The organism is Pelagerythrobacter rhizovicinus, assembly GCF_004135625.1.
Taxonomy (GTDB): Bacteria; Pseudomonadota; Alphaproteobacteria; order Sphingomonadales; family Sphingomonadaceae; genus Pelagerythrobacter; species Pelagerythrobacter rhizovicinus.
On record NZ_SDPV01000002.1, the window covers coordinates 142,263 to 160,571 of the forward strand.

An 18,309-nucleotide genomic window follows, 5' to 3' on the forward strand; every position below is an offset into this window, starting at 1 on the left:
CGCGCGACTTCCGGTTGCCGCCCGATCCGGACGCGACGCCGACGCCGGAAGTTCAGGGTCCGGTCGATCCGGAAGCGGCGGTGCGGACGACCCCGCGGGTGATCCCGACCGATACGCCCACCACGAGCACACCGACACCGACGCCCACGCCGACGCTGACCCTGCCCGCCTCGCGCCCGGCGCCGACCCCGCCCACGCCGGCCGAGACGCCGCGGCCGCAACCGCAGGTGCAACGGGAGCCGGAGGCCGCGCCGACCGCCACCCCGTCGCCAACGCCGTCGCCGGCAGCGGACGAGCCGGCACCGCAACCGACCGAATTCGCGCCCTCGATTCCGCCCGCGGCCTCCGTTCCCCCGGCGGCGACTGCCCAGCCGCCGGAAAGCGGCAGTTCGATCATGATCTGGCTCGCGGCGCTGATCGCGGCGCTCGGCATCGCCGGCGGGGCGTTCTGGTATCTCCGGCGCAGAGAGGCATTGGCGCCCGTACCGGTCATCGAGCCGCCGCTCGTGCGCCGCGAGACCCCGCCGCCCCAGCCCGACAGGCCAGCACCGCCGCCGGCCCCGGCCGGAACCGCCGCCCGCCCCGCGCCTCCCCCGCCGCTGCCCGGAAAGACGCTGGCCGCCCCGGTCACGCTCCATGCGCTGCCCGTCCGGCTGAGCAAGAGCATGATGAATGCGACCTTCGCGTTCCGGCTCGTGCTCGAGAACCAGGGCGCGGAACGGTGGGAAGGCGTTTCGATCGAGGCCGATCTCGTTACCGCGCACGGGGCGGTGCCGATCGGCGAACAGGTCGCCGATCCCGCCACCGCGCTCGCACCGCTGGGCACACTCGACGCGCTCGAGCCGGGGGATACCCGGGAGCTCGCCCACGAGGTGCGGCTGCCGCTGGGCCAGGTCCGCGCGATCCCGCAGGGCCGCGCCGCGGTCTACGTCCCGCTGCTGCGCGTTCGCCTGACGGCCAAGGGCAGGCAGCCGATCGCGCGCACGTTCCTGATCGGCCAGCTTCCCGACCGCCAGGGCGGCCGGCTGCGGCCCTTCCGGCTCGACGAAATGCCGCAAAGCTACAACGCGATCGGGCTGCGGCCGCTCGACTGACCCCCCTCGACGCAGCCCACCGCCGCCGCTACCCCTGCGGCATGGACATGCTCGTCTCGACCGCCTGGCTAGCGGACAATCTCGGCACCGTCACCGTGCTCGACGCCACCAAGCACTTGCCGAGCGCCGGGCGCGATGCGGCGGCCGAATTCGTCGAAGGCCATATCCCGGGCGCGCGCTTTCTCGACCTCGCCACGCTGAACGACGACGCCTCGCCGATCGTGGCAGCCCTGCCGACGGCGGAGCAGTTCGCCCTGCGCCTCGCCGCACTGGGGGTAAAACCCGGCAGCCGCATCGTGCTCTACGACGACAGCGCGCCGCGCACCGCCGCCCGCGCATGGTTCATCTTCCGCATGTTCGGCTGGCAGGACGTGGCTCTGCTCGACGGCCGGCTCGGCAAGTGGCGCGCCGAGGGGCGCCCGCTGGAGACGGGCGTCAGCAACCCGGTCCCCGTCGCGCCCGGCACCTACACCGCCGACCTGCACCGCGCGCGCGACAAGGCCGCGGTCCTCGCCAACATCGATAGCGGGGCCGAGCAGGTGGTCGATGCGCGCGACGCCGGCCGCTTCACCGGCGCCGACAAGGACACGATCCACAACCTGCCCGGCGGCCATATCCCCGGCGCCCGTAACCTCGACTTCCGCATGGTGCTGAACGAGGACGGCAGCTTCAAGCAGGGGGACGAATTGCGCGCCGCGTTCGCGGAAGCGGGCATCGACCTCTCGCGGCCCGTGGTCACGAGCTGCGGTAGCGGAGTGACCGCGTCGGTCCTGCTGTTCGCGATGGCGCTGCTCGGCAAGGAGGAGGATACGGCGCTCTACGACGGGAGCTGGAGCGAATGGGGCGCCGACCCCGCCACCCCCAAGGAAATGGGGCCGACCCGGTGAGCGCTTCGGACGAGAGCCACCGAGTGAATACCCGTCTGGTCGGCGCGGGCCGGCGCGAGGAATGGACCGGACCGGTGGTCAATCCCCCGGTCTGGCGCGCGAGCACGCACCTCTACCCCGACACCGCCGCGCTCAGGGAGGGCGGCAAGCACAACGCGGATGGCCGGTTCTTCTATGGCCGCCGCGGTGCGCCGACGCAGTGGGCGCTGGCCGAAGCGCTGACCGAGTTGGAGCGCGGCGCGGCGGGCACCGTGCTCTACCCGAGCGGCGTCGCGGCCATCGCCGGCGCGCTGATGGCCGTGCTGCGTCCGGGCGACGTGCTGCTGGTGACCGACAATGCCTACGAGCCGAGCCGGATCATGGCGAACGGGCTGCTCAAGCGCTTCGGCATCGAGAGCCGCTTCTTCGACCCGCTCGACATCGACGGGTTCGCGGACCGGTTCTGCGACCGCACTCGCGCGGTCCTGCTCGAAAGCCCGGGCAGCTTGACGATGGAGGTATGCGACGTGCCCGCCCTCGCCGCCATCGCGCGCGAGAAAGGGGCGATCAGCCTGATCGACAACACCTGGGCCTCGGCGCTCGGCTTCCCGGCGCTCGAACGCGGCTGCGACATCGCGATCATGAGCCTGACCAAGCACGTCGGCGGCCACTCCGATCTGATGATGGGCTCTGCAAGCGCAGGGGAGCGCTGGTACCGCGCCCTGCGTCAAACCGGACAGGCGCTCGGACACGTAGTCTCGCCCGACGATGCCTCCCTCGCCTTGCGCGGTCTGCGCACGATGGGCGTGCGGCTGGAAAAATCGGCCGAGAGCGCGCTCGCGATCGCCCGCTGGCTGGCGGACCGCGAGGAGGTGGCGCAGGTTCTCTGCCCGATGCTGCCGGGCACGCCGGGACACGAACTCTGGCAGCGCGACTTCACCGGCGGCTGCGGCCTGTTCAGCTTCATCCTGAAGGGCCGGGACGCCGCCGCCAGCGCGCGCTTCGTCGACGCGCTCACCTGGTTCGGCATCGGCTTCAGCTGGGGCGGCTTCGAGAGCCTTGCCCTGCCCATCGATCCCTCTTCCATCCGCACGGACAGCTCGTGGCCTCCTGCTGCCTGGGACACCGAGGATCGCTGGGGCATACGCCTTTCGATCGGGCTCGAGGACCCGCAAGACCTGATCCGCGATCTCGAACGCGGATTCGCCGCAATGGAGCGAGAATGAGCACCCCGACCGCCGCCACAGCCACGCCGACAGCCACGCCCGTTCCCGCCGCTTCGCCCACCACGATTCCCTCGGAAGTCGACGCAGTGGTGGGTGCCGAGTCGCTGAAGGATGCGGTCGCGGAGCAGAGCCTGACGATCGGCGGTGCGATCGAGTGGCTCGATGCGATGGGCGTCACCATAGGCGACACGCGCATATCGCTGTGGAGCGTGCTGGTCGTGCTGCTGGTGATCCTTGCGGTCTACCTGATGGCGCGCATCGGCGTGTGGATCGCGCGCAACGCGATCCACCGGATGACGCGCCTCGATGCCACTCAGCGGCTGCTGGCCGAGAAGATCGTGTCGATCGTGATCTGGGCGGTGATGATCCTCATCGGCATCGACATTCTCGGCATAGATCTCACCGCGCTGGCGGTGTTCTCGGGCGCGTTCGGCCTTGCCATCGGCTTCGGTCTGCAGAAGACCTTCGGCAACCTGATCGCGGGCATCATCCTGCTCACCGACCGCTCGATCAAGCCGGGCGACGTGATCGCGGTCAGCGATGCAGCGGGCAACGAGAGTTTCGGCCAGATACGCAGAATCGGCATTCGCGCGATCTCGATCATCACCCGCGATCGCAAGGAGTACCTGATCCCGAACGAGAATCTGATGGTTAATCAGGTTGAAAATTGGTCATACAGCTCGCGCGACGTGCGGGTGAAGGCGCCGGTCGGCGTCTCCTACGGGAGCGATCTCGATCTGGTCGAGCGACTGCTGCTAGAGGCCACCGTTGGCACGCCCCGGGTCCTCGAAAAGCCCGAGCCTGCGGTGCGGCTGATGGGCTTCGGCGACAACTCGGTCGACTTCGAAATCCGATTCTGGATCAGCGATCCCGAGGAGGGCGTCAACAACGTGCGCTCCGACGTGTTCAAGAACGTCTGGCGCGCCTTCCAGAAACATGGCGTGGAAATCCCGTTCCCGCAGCGCGATCTCAACCTGAAAAACAGCGAGCAATTCGAGCAGCTCGTTGCCGCGATTTCCCAGCGGCAGGGCAAGAGCGAAAGCTAGGCTTGCGGTGCGCCTACCGGCGCTATCAAAACCGATCCTTGCCGATCTGACATCCATTCTCGTTGGCGCCTGCGCGTGCCTCCGCGCATCTTGCATCCATGGAGAATGTCGGAACCGTCTATCTGGTCGGCGCAGGGCCCGGCGACCCTGACCTGCTGACGCTGCGCGCCGCCCGGCTGCTGGCGCGCGCGGAGCTCGTCGTGCACGACGGGCTGATCGATCCCGCCGTCCTGACGCTCGTGCCCCGCGATGCCGAGCTGATCTCGGTCGCGAAGCGGCGCGCGCGCCACACTCTGCCGCAGGAAGACATCTGCGCCCTGCTGGTGCGCGAGGCGCTCGCCGGGCGCGATGTCGTGCGGCTGAAGGGCGGCGATCCGTTCATCTTCGGCCGCGGCGGCGAGGAGGCCGAGGCCTGCCGCGCAGCCGGCGTGCCGGTCCAGGTCGTGCCGGGCATCAGCGCCGCCAACGGTGCGGCGGCCGCCGCACAGATCGCCCTCACCCATCGCGACGCCGCGAGCGTGGTCAGCTTCGTCGCCGGCCAGTGCAAGGGACTGTCCGATCAGGATTGGGCCGGCCTCGCCGGCAAGGGCCGCACGCTGGTGATCTACATGGGCGTGAAGACCGCGCCGCAGATCGCCGAAAAGCTCATGGCCGACGGCCTCGCGCCGGACATGCCGCTGGCGGTGATCGAGAGCGCGTGCCGCGCGGACATGCGCGTGCTGCGCGGGCCGCTCGCCGGCCTGCCCGAACTCGTCGAGCGCGAACGGGTCAAGAGCCCGGCGCTCATCGTCATCGGCGAAGTCACCGCGCGCGGGGACGCGGCGCTCGCCCGGATCGCGCTGGAGGCGCAGGCATGAAGATTCTTACCGGCAACGACCTCAAGACCGGACAGGTGGTCTGGTGGGACGGCCAGGGCTGGTCGCTACACGTCGAGGACGCGGTGGACGCGGGCGACAAGGCCGACGCGATCATCGCGCGCGAGGAAGCCGAGTGCCGGGTGAACGGCGCTTATGCGATCGACGGCGAGAAGACCGTCGATGGCGTGCGCCCCGCGCATATCAAGGACCGTATCCGTGCGCTCGGCCCGACCGTGCGCCCCGACCTGACTCTCAAACCGGCTGACCCGAGCGCCGGCAACTGGGTGATCTGATGTACAAGTACGACCAATACGACCAGGCGATGGTCAGTGCGCGGGTGGCGGACTTCCGCGACCAGACGCGCCGCCGCCTCGAAGGCAAGATGACGGACGACCAGTTCAAGCCGCTGCGGCTGAAGAACGGTCTCTACCTCCAGCTCCATGCCTACATGCTGCGCGTGGCGATCCCCTATGGGACGCTGAACTCGCGGCAGATGCGCAAGCTCGCGCATATCGCGCGGACCTACGACCGGGGCTACGGCCATTTCACCACCCGGCAGAACATCCAGTACAACTGGATCAAGCTGGAGGACGCGCCCGATATTCTCGCCGAGCTGGCGACGGTCGAGATGCACGCCATCCAGACCAGCGGCGAGAGCATCCGCAACATCTCCGCCGACCAGTATGCCGGCGCCGCGGCCGACGAGATCATCGATCCCCGCCCGTGGGCCGAGATGATCCGGCAGATGACGACGTTCATGCCGGAATTCAGCTACCTGCCGCGCAAGTTCAAGATCGCCGTGATCGCCGCGGAGACGGACCGCGCGGCGCTGCGTTGGCACGACTGCGCGCTGCGGATCGTGCGGAACGAGGCGGGCAAGATCGGGTTCGAGGTCTTCGCCGGGGGCGGCATGGGCCGCACGCCGTTCATCGCCTACAAGATCCGCGACTTCCTGCCGACCGGTCAGATCCTCTCCTACCTCCAGGCGATCCTGCGCGTGTGGAACCGCAATGCGCGGCGCGACAACATCCACAAGCAGCGGATGAAGATCCTCGTCCACGAATTGGGCGAGGACGAGTTCCGGCGCCAGGTCGAGGAAGAGTTCCAGCATTTCCTCGCGCTGGGCGAGGACTTTCCGCAAGCCGAGTACGACCGCATCGCCGCCTACTTCGCGCCCCCGCCGTTCGAGACGGGTCTCAGCGAGGAGATCGACCGCTCGGATCCGGACTTCGCGCTGTGGGTCGACCAGCAGGTCGCCGCACACAAGGCGCCGGGCTATGCGATCGTCAACATCAGCCTCAAGCCGATCGGTCAGATCCCCGGCGATATTTCCGCCGAGCAGATGGAACTCGTGGCCGATCTCGCCGAACGCTACAGCTTCGACGAGCTACGGGCGACGCATGCGCAGAACCTCGTCCTGCCGCATGTCCGCAAGGAGGATCTCCATGCCGTCTGGACCGCCCTCCACGAAGCCGGTCTCGGCGAGGCGAACCTCGATCTGGTGACCGACATCATCGCCTGCCCGGGGCTCGACTACTGCTCGCTCGCGAACGCGCGTTCGATCCCGGTGGCGCAGAAGATCGCCGAACGCTTCGCGGACGCCGAGCGCCAGAAGGATCTCGGCGAGCTCAAGATCAAGATCAGCGGCTGCATTAATGCCTGCGGGCACCACCACGCGGGCCACATCGGCATCCTCGGCGTCGATCGGAAAGGCACGGAGAACTATCAGCTCCTGCTCGGTGGATCGGGCGACGAGGAGACGAGCCAGGCCAAGATCACCGGCCCCGGCTTCGATGAGGCCGGGATCGTCGACGCGGTCGAACGCGCGGTTGAGCGCTACCGCGAGATTCGCGAGCCGGGCGAGCGGTTCCTCGACACCTACCGCCGCGTCGGAATGGATGGATTCAAGGAGGCAATCTATGGCTGACTCTCCGAGCGCGGGAGGCCCCGGCGGCGGGCCCGGCACCCTCGAGCCGACCCCGGGCGGCGAGCGCGACTGGCTGCGCTTCCGCGACGATTCCGCTCCCGACGAGCCGGCCGTCTCGCTCGATGCATTCCTCGATCAGTCGAACGCCGGTTCGGTGCGGATCGAGGCGGGCGACGACGTGCGGCACCTTGCGCCCCACCTCGAGCGCCTGCGGCTGGTCGAGATCGACTTTCCCAAGTTCCGCGACGGCCGCGGCTTCTCCAGCGCGCGCGTCCTGCGCGAGATGGGCTACGACGGGGAGATCAAGGCGACCGGCGAAGTGCTGGTGGACCTGATCTATTTCATGCGCCGCTGCGGGTTCGACAGCTTCGCGCCCGACGTTCCGCTGGACCGCGCCGATGTCGAGAGCGTGCTCAATCGCTATCCGCACGTCTACCAGCACGCGGCCGACGGCGCCGTGCCGATCTGGCAGCTCCGCCATGGCTGAGGCCGATCCCATCCGCATCAAGGACCGGATCGACACCGGTCCGCGCTTTACGGACGCCGATGCGATCCGGCTCAACCGCATGTTCCGCGGCGCGGACACGGTGGAGATGCTGCGCGCAGTGATCGCGGACGGATTGGTCGGCGAGCTCGCCACCGTCTCCAGCTTCGGCGCGGAAAGCGCCGTGCTGCTTCACCTCGTGGCGCAGATCGACCCTGGTCTGCCGGTGCTGTTCCTCGAGACCGGGAAGCACTTCCCCGAGACGCTCGCCTACCGCGACACGCTGGTCGAACGGCTCGGGCTGACCGGGCTGGTCAACCTGCATCCCGATCCGGAGCTGCTCGCCAAGCGCGACGAAACAGGCCTGCGCTGGTCCTACGATCCCGACGGCTGCTGCGAGATCCGCAAGGTCCTCCCCCTCGCCGCGGCCCTGAGCGGGTTCGACGCGACGCTGACGGGGCGCAAGGCTTTCCAGTCGGCAACCCGCGCGAACCTGCCCCGGTTCGAGGTCGATACCTCGGACGCGCAGGGCCGCCTCAAGATCAATCCCCTGATCGACTGGAGCGCCGAGGATCTCGCCAACTATATCGCCGAGCACGATCTTCCCCCGCACCCGCTGGTCGAACAAGGCTACCCGTCAATCGGGTGCAGCCCCTGCACGCACAAGGTCGCGCCGGGCGAAGACCCGCGCTCGGGCCGCTGGAAGGGCTGGGACAAGACCGAGTGCGGCATCCACACCACGCTCACCAGCGAGGGTGAACTGCCTCCGGGGTTCGATCCGGCATTCTAACTCCGCACGAGCCCCCGCGCAGGCGGGGACCTCAGGCCACTGGCGTTTCGCTGAGTTGAGGGAAGTCCCAGCCTTCGCTGGGACTCAGCGACCGGCGGAGCGCCAGTGGCACGAGGTCCCCGCCTGCGCGGGGATTCACGCCGGGAGCCAGCCTTTCTCACGATACCAGTCCGCCGTCGCCTTCAGCCCCTCTCGCGTGGGAATGCGCGGCGTCCACACGCTTCCGGGCACCTTGCGCGCCGGGTCCACCACCCAGTCGGGATAGCACATATAACTCACCCGATCGGGCGTGAGACGGGCTCTGTTGCGCCGCACCGCGCAGTCTATGCGCGAAGCCCATTCGAGCGTGCCGCGCGAGAGATGCGGCACCCAGGGCCGCCGCCCCACTGCCCAGCCGATCGTGCGCGCGAGTTCGCGGTGCGGCCAGCCGCCCTCGCGCCCGTCGTCGGGCTCAAACACCGCGCCGGTGACGCCCTCGCCGCCGGGGATCAGGGCCAGGAGCAGCTCGGCAAGATCGTCGACGTGGATCATCGAGGCGTGACCCGGCGGAGGCATGGGAACGACCCCCCGGCGCGCCGCGCGGAACAGCTCGAACATGTCCCGGTCGCGGGGGCCGTAGACCGCGGGCGGGCGGACGACGGTCCAGTCGAGCCCGCTGGCGGCGACGATCTTCTCCGCCCGCGCCTTCGACGCACCGTAGGCCGAAAGATCGGGACGCCGCGCCGCGAGCGAGGAGACGAAGATGAAACGCGGCACGCCTGCCGCCTTGGCCACCTCGATCAAGGCGAACGTTCCAGCGACATTGGCCGTCTCGAACGCAGCCGGCTCGAGCGTGCTCGTGAGGCCGGCGACATGGATCACCGCCTCCGCGCCCTCCACGAGCCGGGAAAGCGCGGCCCGGTCGGCCAGGCTGCCGCCGACCCATATAATGCCCTTGCGCCGGTCCTGCGGAACGGCGCGGGCCAGCGCGCGCGCGGAGAGCCCCTGTCGCTCGATCGCATCGAGCGTCGCCTGGCCGACGAAGCCGGTGCCTCCGGTCAGCGCGAGCGTCATAGCAGCACCATGTGGTCGCGGTGGACCACGGCCGCGCGCGGGGCGTAGCCGAGGAGCGCAGCGTGCTCGGCGCTGCGCCGGCCCTTGAGCGCCGCGCATTCGGCGGCGCCGTATTCGACGAGGCCGTGCGCGATTGCGCGGCCCTGCGGATCGCGGACCGCAACCGCGTCACCGCGCTCGAACGCGCCCTCGATCGCGGTCACACCCGCCGCCAGCAGGCTTCCGCCCTGTGCGAGCGCGGCGGCGCAACCCGCGTCCACAGTAAGCGCCCCCTTCAGGCTCAGCCGCCCGCCGAGCCAGGCCTTGCGCCCCCGGTCGCGGCGCAGCGGGAGAAACAGCGTGCCCCTATCGTCCTCCACAGCGCGCGCGATCGGCGCATCGTGCGTGCCGTTGAGGATCGCCAGTGCGATCCCGGCCCGCCCCGCGATTTCGGCGGCCTGGAGCTTCGACACCATACCGCCCGAACCGAGGCCGGAGGACGATCCGCCGTCGGCCATCGCGCGCACCGCGTCGTCCACCCCCTCGACCACCGGCACCAGGCGGGCGCCTGCCTCACGCGGGTTGCGGTCGTAGAGGCCGTCGACATCCGAGAGCAGCAGCACGGCATCGGCTCGCGCGGCCTGCGCTACACGGGCCGCGAGCCGGTCGTTGTCGCCGAAACGGATTTCCTGCGTCGCGACGCTGTCGTTCTCGTTGACCACCGGCACCGCGCCGTTCTCGAGCAGGCGCGCGAGAGTGGAGGACGCGTTGAGATAGCGGCGGCGATCCTCGAGATCGTCGAGCGTGAGCAGCAGTTGCGCTGCCGTCAGCCCCTCTGCGCCCAGCCTGTCCGACCATAGCGAAGCGAGCGCGATCTGCCCGACCGAAGCGGCCGCCTGCGCATCGGCGAGGTTGCCGCGCCCGCCCTTCTCCAGCCCCAGCCGCGCGGCGCCGAGCGCGATGGCGCCGGAACTGACCACGACCACGTCCTGCCCTCCGCGCCGGAGGGCCGCGATCTCTTCGCCGATGGAGTCGAGCCACGCGCGGCGCGGCTGGCCCTCGCCGTCGACCAGCAGCGAAGAGCCGATCTTGAGCACGATCCGCGGGCAGGCGGCGGCATCCGTCAGGTGGTGGAGGGCGGCGATGGACATTGATGGCGCTTAGCTGAGCCTTCTTTCTCCGTCATCCCCGCGAAGGCGGGGATCCAGCTTGCTTCTGTTGCGCTTCGCCGAAAGGGTAGCTGGGCCCCCGCCTTCGCGGGGGCGACGGAATTGCCTGGGACGGAAATGGTGAAACGTCAGTCCAGCGGCGACCAGTCGCCCGCCTGATCCGCCGCGTCGTCCACTTCGCTGCCTTTGGTTTCGGTGGCCGTGCGGCCGGGGAGATAGCCGAGGATCGCATCGAGCAGCGCTTCGACGCCCTCGCCCGTCGCGCCGGATACGCCGAACACCTCGTCGGCGCCCGCTGCGCGCAGTTCTTCGGTAAACCCGGCAACGAGCTCCGGGTCGGCAAGGTCGACCTTGTTGAGCGCGATCAGCTGCGGTTTTTCCGCCAGCCCTTCGCCGTAGGAGGCGAGCTCGGCCTGGACCACGCGCATCGCCTCCGCCGGATCGTTGCCGGCGATGTCGATCAGGTGGATGAGCACGCGGCAGCGCTCGATATGGCCGAGAAACCGGTCGCCGATGCCCGCGCCTTCTGCCGCACCCGCGATGAGGCCGGGGATGTCGGCGAGCACGAACTCGCGCCCCTTGTGCCGCACCACGCCGAGCTTGGGGATCAGGGTAGTGAAGGCGTAGTCGCCCACTTTGGCCTGCGCGTTGGTCACCTGGTTGATGAAGGTGCTCTTGCCCGCATTGGGCAGGCCGAGCAGCCCGACGTCCGCGAGCAGCTTCAATCGCAGCCAGACCCACATCTCCTGCCCCGGCTCGCCCGGCTGGTGCTGCCGGGGGGCGCGGTTGGTGCTGGTCTTGTAGCTGGCGTTCCCGCGCCCGCCCATACCGCCTTCGAGGAAGACGAGACGCTGGCCGACTTCGGTGAAATCGGCGAGCACCTCTTCCTTGTCTTCCGAGAGGATCTGCGTGCCCACGGGCACCTCGATCACAAGATCGGGGGCGGAGGCGCCGGTGCGGTCCTTGCCCATGCCATGCGCGCCGCGCTGCGCCTTGAAGTGCTGGGTGTAGCGGAAGTCGATCAGCGTGTTGAGGCCGGCCACCGCCTCGAACACGATGTCGCCGCCACGGCCGCCGTTGCCGCCGTCCGGTCCGCCGTACTCGATGTACTTCTCGCGCCGGAAGCTGACTGCCCCCGGCCCGCCCGCACCGGACTTCAGGAATATCTTGGCTTGATCGAGAAAGTGCATCTTTTGTTTGGCCTTAAGCGCCGGCGGGCGTTCTTGTTTCCGCACGCACATCCGTGCGCGCGATATCCTCGCGCCTTCGGCGCTGCGGGCGGTCGGTCGGCCGTGCGGCCGGCTGGTCGCCGGCCGGACTAGCGCCACAACGAGACGAAGCGCAAGCTCGGTCGCCGAGGCGGCCGCAAGCGCGACTGCGCGCCGCGGCCCCTGTCGCGAAAGCCAGGCGGCCCGGATGGACCGCGCCCGGGGTTCGAGGGCCCACAAAAAACGAAACCAGGTCTTGATGAAATCAAAACCTGGTGGAGCCGAGGGGAATCGAACCCCTGACCTCGTCATTGCGAACGACGCGCTCTCCCAACTGAGCTACGGCCCCGTTCCAGGTCTGCTGCTAAGCGGCTCTGCCGCTCGGCGAGCGCGCGCCTTAGCGAATGCGCAGGGCGCTGCAAAGGACAAAATCGCCGCCGCTCACTTCCCGCCGTTTTCGCTGTCCTCCCCCGCATCCGGCTCAGGTTGCGGCGTGAGAACGATCGTAGGCACCTCGTCCGATTGCGGGGTGGCCGGAGGTGTCGCGGCGCTCGATGGAGTCCCTGCGAGGTCTACCTGCAGGGTCGGCCCGAAGCCCGGCTGCGCTGCCGGCTCCCCTTGCACCACCGGTTGGGAGATCGCCTGGGCGGGCTGCTCCGCGGACATGAGCGTGACCCCCTGATCGGTCGTGGTCCCATCCATAGCAGGGAGCGTCAGCACCCCCTCTTCCGCCGGCCGGACCGCGACGCTAGGCGACGGATCGAAGGAGGAGATGGGCTGTGGAGCATCCTCCCCGCCGGAAAGGGCGTCCGACGTGGCAGCGATCGCCACATCGCTGAGCCCGGCCGGCTGCGGAGGCCCGTACTCCGCATCCCACGAACGGACGGCGGTCCGGTACCGTTCGAAGGCGCTGAAGAAGTTCTCGAACACCGCCTCGATGACGGGCAGGTTGCGCAACGCGAAGCTGTCGAGATCGCCCGATTCGACCAGCAGCGATTCGCGCGCCACCTTCTGCGAAGCGTCGCAGAACGAGTCCATCGCGGGTGGAAGCGCGAAGTAGTTATAGACCTGCGTCATATAACGGTCGTAGGCCTCCCGCCCTTCGGAACCGTAGTTCTCGCGGTACTCCTTCAGCAACGTCTTGTCGGTCTGGCTCAGCTTGCGCTCGTGACGCTCGAGCAGCGATTTGTACGCGGGCAGGATATCCGCGTGCTCCGTCTCCAGACAGTTGAGCGCGGCGACGTTGAGCGCGGATCGGATGTTCCAGACCGTCTGCGCGGTCGAGATGCCGTAGTTGACCGTGCGCCGGATGCCGTCCGGCCCGACGGGCGGAATGAACATCCCGGCGGTCGCGCCGCCCGGCGGCATCGGCCGCGGAGGGATGATCTTGACCGGCGGAGGCGGCGGCGGCGGGGGAGGCGGCGGAGGCGGCGGCGTCGCGCAGCCTGCGAGCATTGCCACGCCCCCGGCGATCGCCAGTAGCTGGATCCGACCTTTGGTCAGTGCGAACATCACCACGTACCCTCCATTGCCCGCGCCACGATCCCCCACCGTGGATTGCGCTAGCCTGAAGCACTGACCCTAAACGCTGACAGATGCAAAGAAAATGCCCGAGGCGCATGGAGCGCCCCGGGCACGATGAAACGAGTCTGGTGTACGATTATTCGCGCTGGCCCATGAAGGCGAGCAGGAACTGGAACATGTTGATGAAATCCAGGTACAGGCTCAGCGCCCCGAGCACGATCGCCTTGCCGGCGAAGTCGGTGCCGCGAAGCTGGAAGTACTGCTGCTTCAGCCGCTGCGTATCGTAGGCGGTAAGGCCTGCGAAGATCAGCACGCCGATGAAGCTGATCGCGTACATCAGGCCCGGCGACTGGAGGAACATGTTGATCACCATCGCAACCAGCAGTCCGATGACGCCCATGATGAGGAAGCTGCCGAAGCCGCTGAGGTCCTTCTTGGTGGTGTAACCGAACAGGCTCAGCCCCGCGAAGGCAGCCGCGGTGGCGAAGAACGTCGCCGCGATCGAAGCGCCGGTGTAGACCAGGAAGATCGTCGACAGCGACAGGCCCATCAGGGTCGCGAAGCCCCAGAACATCGCCTGGAGGGCGGTCTTGCTGAAGCGGTTGGCGCCGAAGCTCATCGCGAACACGATGGCCAGCGGCGACAGGATCACCAGCCACATGAGCGGGCTGCCGACCATCTGCGCGGCAAGGCCCGACCGTGCCGTGAGCGCGGCGACGATGCCGGTGAGCAGCACGCCCGAGGTCATGTAATTGTAGATCGACAGCATATGCTGCCTGAGGCCCGCGTCGAAGGTCTCGCCGGTGGCGACCTGGCCGCGATAGCCGGGCGATGCACCGAATCCCGTCTGAGACCGGCGGGGTTCGTTCCAATCAGCCATTGTCTTTCAACTCTCCGTTGCCGGCCGCGGAATAGCCGCCGGCTCTCCGGTCAATATCTGCGGTTCTGGACCGATTTTCAAGGCCAACCGGGCGAAATCGACCGGAGCTGGCGCCCAGCCCCGCCAGGCTTCCGTTCAGGCCTCGCCGGCAGCGTCGACCAGCGCGCTTGCAAGAGCGTCGCGCGGCGCCTTGTCGCTCCACAACACAAACTGGAACGCCGGATAGAAACGGTCGCATTCGTCGATGGCTGTTTCCACTAGCGCCTGCGCCTGATCGAGCCCCAGCAGCCCGTCGGAGCCGAGCATCACGCCATTGCGGTAAACCAGCATGTCCCCCTGGGACCAGATGTCGAAATGGCCGAGCCAGAGCTGTTCGTTTACCAGTGCCAGCAGCTCGTAGGCGTCGCGCATTTTCTCGCGCGGGAGACGGATGTCCGGCAGGCTGAGCAGTTGCAGGACTCGGTCCTCGCGGCGCCAGATCCCGCGCAACTGGTACTTGCCCCAGCTCCCCTGAATCTCCCCGAGGATTTCCTCTTCCGACAGCGACTTGCATGGCCACCCGCGTGCCTCGAACAGCGCCGCGAGCATATCCACGGGTGCCGCGTCGTCGCTGTCCAGAATGCCTTTGGCGCCCGTTCTCATGAGGTTAAGTCCCGCTTAGGAATTGCGATCCGCTCGATGCAGGGAGAGAGGCCAGCGTGGCAATCGCCGCCCGGCTCACTGCTGGGGAGAACCGCACAAGACTGTTCAAAGCTTGTGCAAAAGCCGTCTGCGCAGCCTAGCGGAGCGGAACGATCTCCTGTCCCTCTTCGCTGGTGAATAGGAAGCTGTCCAGCCCGGCTTCGCGCAACTTCGAGACGGCTTCTTGCGCCGCTTTCTCGGTGTCGAACGGCCCGGCCAGCAGCCGGTGCGCCTCCACCCAAGGTGTCGTCATCGGCTTGAAGTCGCCGAGAATTTCGGGAGCCTTCCGACTGATTCGGCGCCAGTCGTACCTGAACGCGGAGAGATCGCGCCCGGTCGCAACCTGGACCCATAAGCGCCGCGGATGCGCCGGCGGCTTCGGCTTGGCCGGCGGCTTCTCCTCCACCTCGCGGGGCGGCTCGATCAGGGTGATGTCGACTGCCCCCGCCGCTCGCCCGGATCTCGGAAGCGGGCCGAGTTCGAAGCCGGAGAAGGCTTCGGCGACGCTCGCCGGAGCCGCGGTCGCGTTCCGGCCGGGTGTGGCACTGCTTGCGACTGCAGAAAGATCGAAGCCGGGCGCTGGCGCGGGCGCCGATCCCGCCAGGAGAGTCCGTGCCGGCTCCACCGCCGCCTCCAACGCCTCCGACGGCTGCGTCGGTTCCAGCTCGGCCGAGCCCGCGCTGGCGGTTTGCACAGGCGCCTGGTCGGGCACGGGCTGCACCACGGGCTCCGAGACAACCGCCCGCGCCGCGTTCACCGCAACCGACGGCAGTTCGCCGCCCGAGCCTGCCGCCGAGGGCGCCGGGGAAGACTGCCCGGTCGCGTCGTCGCCCTCGCCGCGCGATCTCAAAGGTTCGCCCGCTGGCGCGAGTCGCGCGTCGGCACCCCGGTTCGACGGCGAACTGCCGGCGTACTGCGCGATGCGGGGATCGTCGCGGCCAATCTGCGCCGCCCTCGGGAACACGCCGAGGTTGGCCGCCGCCGCCTGTTGTGCCTTGGTCAGGCGGCGCATGTAGCGGAGGTAGGGCGCGATCCGCTCCGACAGGTCGCGCGGCATGACGGTCTCGGCAATGGCGACAGCTTCCTCTTCCTCGCCGAGGATGGCGAGTCCGAAGGCGCGTGCGCGAAACCCGGCGTAGTCTTCGTCGACCAGTTGGGGATAAAGCGTCTTCTCGAACGCCTCGCGATCACCCGCAATGGCCTGGCTGATGGCCAGTCGACGGACCGCCTCGGCATCCTCCTGCCCGCCGGCAAGCGCCTGTCGGTACTGCGCTTGCGCCGAAGGATTGTCGCCAACGAGATCGTAGGCAAGGCCGCGCTCGCTTGCGAGGGTCGCGGTCGACACGCCAGCGCGTTCCGCCTCCTCGAACAGTCGAAGCGCCTCGATCGGCCGCCCCGAACGGACGAAAGCTCCGGCAAGGCCCAGCTTGATGCGCCCGTTTTCGGGTGAAAGCTCCTGCGCTCGCCCGAAGAAGCCGATCGCAGCCTCGATGTCGTTCAGTTCGAGCGACGCATTGCCTGCACCGATCAGCGCGTCCACATCGCGCGGATCGCGCGCAAGGCGGCGCAGCGCCTCGCCGAGACTGCTCACACTCGGTGGCGGCAGCGGCTGAACGACCGCGCGCGAGACCGACCGGTTATTCTGCGCAGCGGCAGGCCCGGCGCCGGCCAGAACCGCCAGGACGACCGCCCCGATAAAAGTATGACCCGGGTTTCTTCGCATGACCACAACGACCCGCCATAGTTGCCTATGACCTACGTTCATAGGGCGGCCATCGCACGCGGTAGTTGAACCGTTGCGGAACGAAGTCGGGACGCCCGCTACTGGTTGTTCTGGCGGCCGAGGAAGCGCGGAATGTTGAGAGCGCCGGCATCCTCCTCGTCGTCGACTTGATCGTCGCGCCCCTCGCGTTTCGCGTCCCGATCGGCCGACCCGCGCGAGAGGTTGGCCATGCGCTCGAACAGCGTCGAGCCGCCACTGGCCCCACCACCCTCGCCCGACACGAGCCCGCGGCGTCGGCCGATACCCGCATCAGGGCCGCCGACGCGCGGCTGAACCGGCCGATCCTCTTCCGCAAGCCGATCGGCATCGAGCAGCAATTCGTCTTGCCGCGTCGGCTCACGTCCGGTTTCCGCCGATACCTCCGACGTCAGGTCGAGCGGCTCCTTCTGCGAACGCCGACCGTCCTCTGCCGATCTGTCATCGGAAAACCCGCGACCCTCGCTCACGACCGCGTGGTCCGAATCGTCCGCCGGTTCGGCTATGCCCTCACCCGACGACTGCCCGCCGCGCGATTCCGCGATCTCATTCCGCAAACCTGCCAGCGGATCGACGATGCCGTCGACATCCTCCTGGTCCTCTTCCTCACGATCGGCAGGGCGCGCGAACGATGCCGGCTCACGAGCCGGTTCCGTGGCGGGAGCAGGAGCGGGCTTCTCCTCCTCGTATTCGCTCTCGCTCGGCAATTCGAGCACCGGCCGCTTCGGTGCGCGGCTGCTGGCGAGCGGGACCGGACGATTGTCCGAGCCCGCTTCCGCATTCACATCGATGCCGGTGGCGACGACCGACACGCGAATCTTGCCTTCGAGATCGGCGTTGAAGGCCGATCCCCAGATGATGTTCGCGTCCTCGTCCACCAGTTCGCGAATGTGGTTGGCCGCTTCGTCCACCTCGAGCAGCTTCATGTCCTCGCCGCCGATGATCGAGATGATCACCCCTTTGGCGCCCTGCATCGACACGCCCTCGAGCAGCGGGTTGGCAATGGCGCGTTCGGCCGCCTCGAGCGCCCTGTTCTCGCCTTCGCCCTCGCCGGTCCCCATCATCGCCTTGCCGGCTTCCTGCATGACCGACTCGATGTCTGCGAAGTCGAGGTTGATCAGACCGGGCATGACCATCAGGTCGGTGATCGACCGCACCCCCTGCTGCAGCACTTCGTCGGCAAGCTGGAACGCTTCCTTGAAGGTCGTCTCGGCCTTGGCGATCAGGAACAGGTTCTGGTTCGGGATGACGATCAGCGTGTCGACGTGCTTCTGCAGTTCCAGGATGCCCGCCTCCGCCGCACGCATGCGGCGGGTTCCCTCGAACAGGAACGGCTTGGTCACCACGCCGACCGTCAGCACGCCCTTGCGGCGCGCGACTTCGGCGATCACCGGCGCGGCCCCGGTGCCGGTGCCGCCACCCATCCCGGCAGCGATGAAACACATGTTCGCCCCGTCGAGCGCGTCTTCGATCTCGCTCACCGTCTCCTCGGCCGCGGCCTTGCCCACTTCGGGCCGCGCGCCGGCACCGAGCCCGCCGGTGATATCCGGCCCGAGCTGTATCCGGGTGGGCGCCGGCGAATTGCTGAGCACTTGCGCATCGGTGTTGGCGACGATGAATTCGACCCCCTCGATTTGCGCGGCCATCATGTTGGAGATGGCGTTTCCGCCCGCTCCCCCCACGCCGATCACCGCGATGCGGGGACGCAGATCTTCGGATGCCGCGGGGCCGATATTGATGCTCATTGGGTGTCGCTCCAAGGGGTA

General features: G+C 68.4%; 18 protein-coding genes and 1 tRNA gene. 9 read left to right on the forward strand and 10 right to left on the reverse strand.

From position 1 onward, the window contains the following. Positions 1-52: 52 nt before the first annotated feature. Positions 53-397, reverse strand: coding sequence for a hypothetical protein (locus ETX26_RS08725; RefSeq protein WP_129524326.1), 345 nt, complete (start codon positions 395-397; stop codon positions 53-55). Here ETX26_RS08725 and ETX26_RS08730 point away from each other — a divergent pair. The 9 genes from ETX26_RS08730 (at position 396) to ETX26_RS08770 (ending at position 8,290) form a co-directional block, all read left to right on the forward strand. Then, the gene (locus ETX26_RS08730; protein WP_129524327.1) at positions 396-1,094 is read left to right on the forward strand and encodes a hypothetical protein; all 699 of its coding nucleotides are present in this window, start codon (positions 396-398) and stop codon (positions 1,092-1,094) included. The genes ETX26_RS08725 and ETX26_RS08730 overlap by 2 nt on opposite strands. A gap of 41 nt (positions 1,095-1,135) precedes the next feature. After that, on the forward strand, positions 1,136-1,981 hold the full coding sequence (locus tag ETX26_RS08735; RefSeq protein WP_129524328.1) for a sulfurtransferase: 846 nt from the start codon (positions 1,136-1,138) through the stop codon (positions 1,979-1,981). Continuing rightward, positions 1,933-3,186 carry a cystathionine beta-lyase gene (metC, locus tag ETX26_RS08740; RefSeq protein WP_129524329.1) on the forward strand — a complete coding sequence of 418 codons (1,254 nt, stop codon included), beginning with the start codon at positions 1,933-1,935 and terminating at the stop codon, positions 3,184-3,186. The genes ETX26_RS08735 and metC overlap by 49 nt, the downstream gene beginning before the upstream one ends. Beyond that, positions 3,183-4,232, forward strand: coding sequence for a mechanosensitive ion channel family protein (locus ETX26_RS08745; RefSeq protein WP_129524330.1), 1,050 nt, complete (start codon positions 3,183-3,185; stop codon positions 4,230-4,232). Before metC ends, ETX26_RS08745 begins: the two co-directional genes overlap by 4 nt. Positions 4,233-4,330: 98 nt before the next feature. Beyond that, on the forward strand, positions 4,331-5,089 hold the full coding sequence (gene cobA, locus ETX26_RS08750; protein WP_129524331.1) for a uroporphyrinogen-III C-methyltransferase: 759 nt from the start codon (positions 4,331-4,333) through the stop codon (positions 5,087-5,089). After that, positions 5,086-5,382 carry a DUF2849 domain-containing protein gene (locus ETX26_RS08755; protein WP_129524332.1) on the forward strand — a complete coding sequence of 99 codons (297 nt, stop codon included), beginning with the start codon at positions 5,086-5,088 and terminating at the stop codon, positions 5,380-5,382. Before cobA ends, ETX26_RS08755 begins: the two co-directional genes overlap by 4 nt. Then, a complete protein-coding gene (locus ETX26_RS08760; RefSeq protein ID WP_129524333.1) occupies positions 5,382-7,016 on the forward strand; it encodes a nitrite/sulfite reductase in 1,635 nt (544 codons plus the stop codon). The genes ETX26_RS08755 and ETX26_RS08760 overlap by 1 nt, the downstream gene beginning before the upstream one ends. Continuing rightward, positions 7,009-7,503, forward strand: coding sequence for a DUF934 domain-containing protein (locus tag ETX26_RS08765; RefSeq protein ID WP_129524334.1), 495 nt, complete (start codon positions 7,009-7,011; stop codon positions 7,501-7,503). Before ETX26_RS08760 ends, ETX26_RS08765 begins: the two co-directional genes overlap by 8 nt. Then, positions 7,496-8,290, forward strand: a complete 795-nt coding sequence (locus ETX26_RS08770; RefSeq protein WP_129524335.1) for a phosphoadenylyl-sulfate reductase — start codon at positions 7,496-7,498, stop codon at positions 8,288-8,290. The genes ETX26_RS08765 and ETX26_RS08770 overlap by 8 nt, the downstream gene beginning before the upstream one ends. Before the next feature lie 135 nt (positions 8,291-8,425). On the opposite strand, the gene ETX26_RS08775 is transcribed toward ETX26_RS08770, so the two are convergent. The 9 genes from ETX26_RS08775 to ftsZ all read right to left on the reverse strand — a co-directional run bounded on the left by ETX26_RS08775 (position 8,426) and on the right by ftsZ (position 18,288). Further along, a complete protein-coding gene (locus tag ETX26_RS08775; protein WP_129524336.1) occupies positions 8,426-9,343 on the reverse strand; it encodes an NAD-dependent epimerase/dehydratase family protein in 918 nt (305 codons plus the stop codon). After that, complete coding sequence (gene proB, locus ETX26_RS08780) at positions 9,340-10,473, reverse strand: glutamate 5-kinase (protein WP_129524337.1); 1,134 nt, start codon at positions 10,471-10,473, stop codon at positions 9,340-9,342. The genes ETX26_RS08775 and proB overlap by 4 nt, the downstream gene beginning before the upstream one ends. Before the next feature lie 146 nt (positions 10,474-10,619). Then, positions 10,620-11,681, reverse strand: coding sequence for an Obg family GTPase CgtA (gene cgtA, locus ETX26_RS08785; RefSeq protein ID WP_129524338.1), 1,062 nt, complete (start codon positions 11,679-11,681; stop codon positions 10,620-10,622). Between the two features lie 291 nt (positions 11,682-11,972). Beyond that, a tRNA-Ala gene (locus ETX26_RS08790) sits at positions 11,973-12,048 on the reverse strand. 92 nt (positions 12,049-12,140) lie between these two features. Next, on the reverse strand, positions 12,141-13,211 hold the full coding sequence (locus ETX26_RS14300; protein ID WP_165271740.1) for a hypothetical protein: 1,071 nt from the start codon (positions 13,209-13,211) through the stop codon (positions 12,141-12,143). Positions 13,212-13,359: 148 nt separating this feature from the next. Then, on the reverse strand, positions 13,360-14,103 hold the full coding sequence (locus ETX26_RS08805) for a Bax inhibitor-1/YccA family protein (protein ID WP_129524341.1): 744 nt from the start codon (positions 14,101-14,103) through the stop codon (positions 13,360-13,362). A 135-nt stretch (positions 14,104-14,238) separates the two neighbouring features. Beyond that, positions 14,239-14,745, reverse strand: a complete 507-nt coding sequence (locus tag ETX26_RS08810) for a type III secretion system chaperone family protein (protein ID WP_129524342.1) — start codon at positions 14,743-14,745, stop codon at positions 14,239-14,241. A gap of 136 nt (positions 14,746-14,881) precedes the next feature. Further along, positions 14,882-16,375: an SPOR domain-containing protein gene (locus ETX26_RS08815; RefSeq protein WP_225425679.1), complete on the reverse strand. Its 1,494-nt coding sequence runs from the start codon at positions 16,373-16,375 to the stop codon at positions 14,882-14,884. A gap of 230 nt (positions 16,376-16,605) precedes the next feature. Continuing rightward, on the reverse strand, positions 16,606-18,288 hold the full coding sequence (ftsZ, locus tag ETX26_RS08820; protein ID WP_129524344.1) for a cell division protein FtsZ: 1,683 nt from the start codon (positions 18,286-18,288) through the stop codon (positions 16,606-16,608). Positions 18,289-18,309 lie beyond the last annotated feature (21 nt).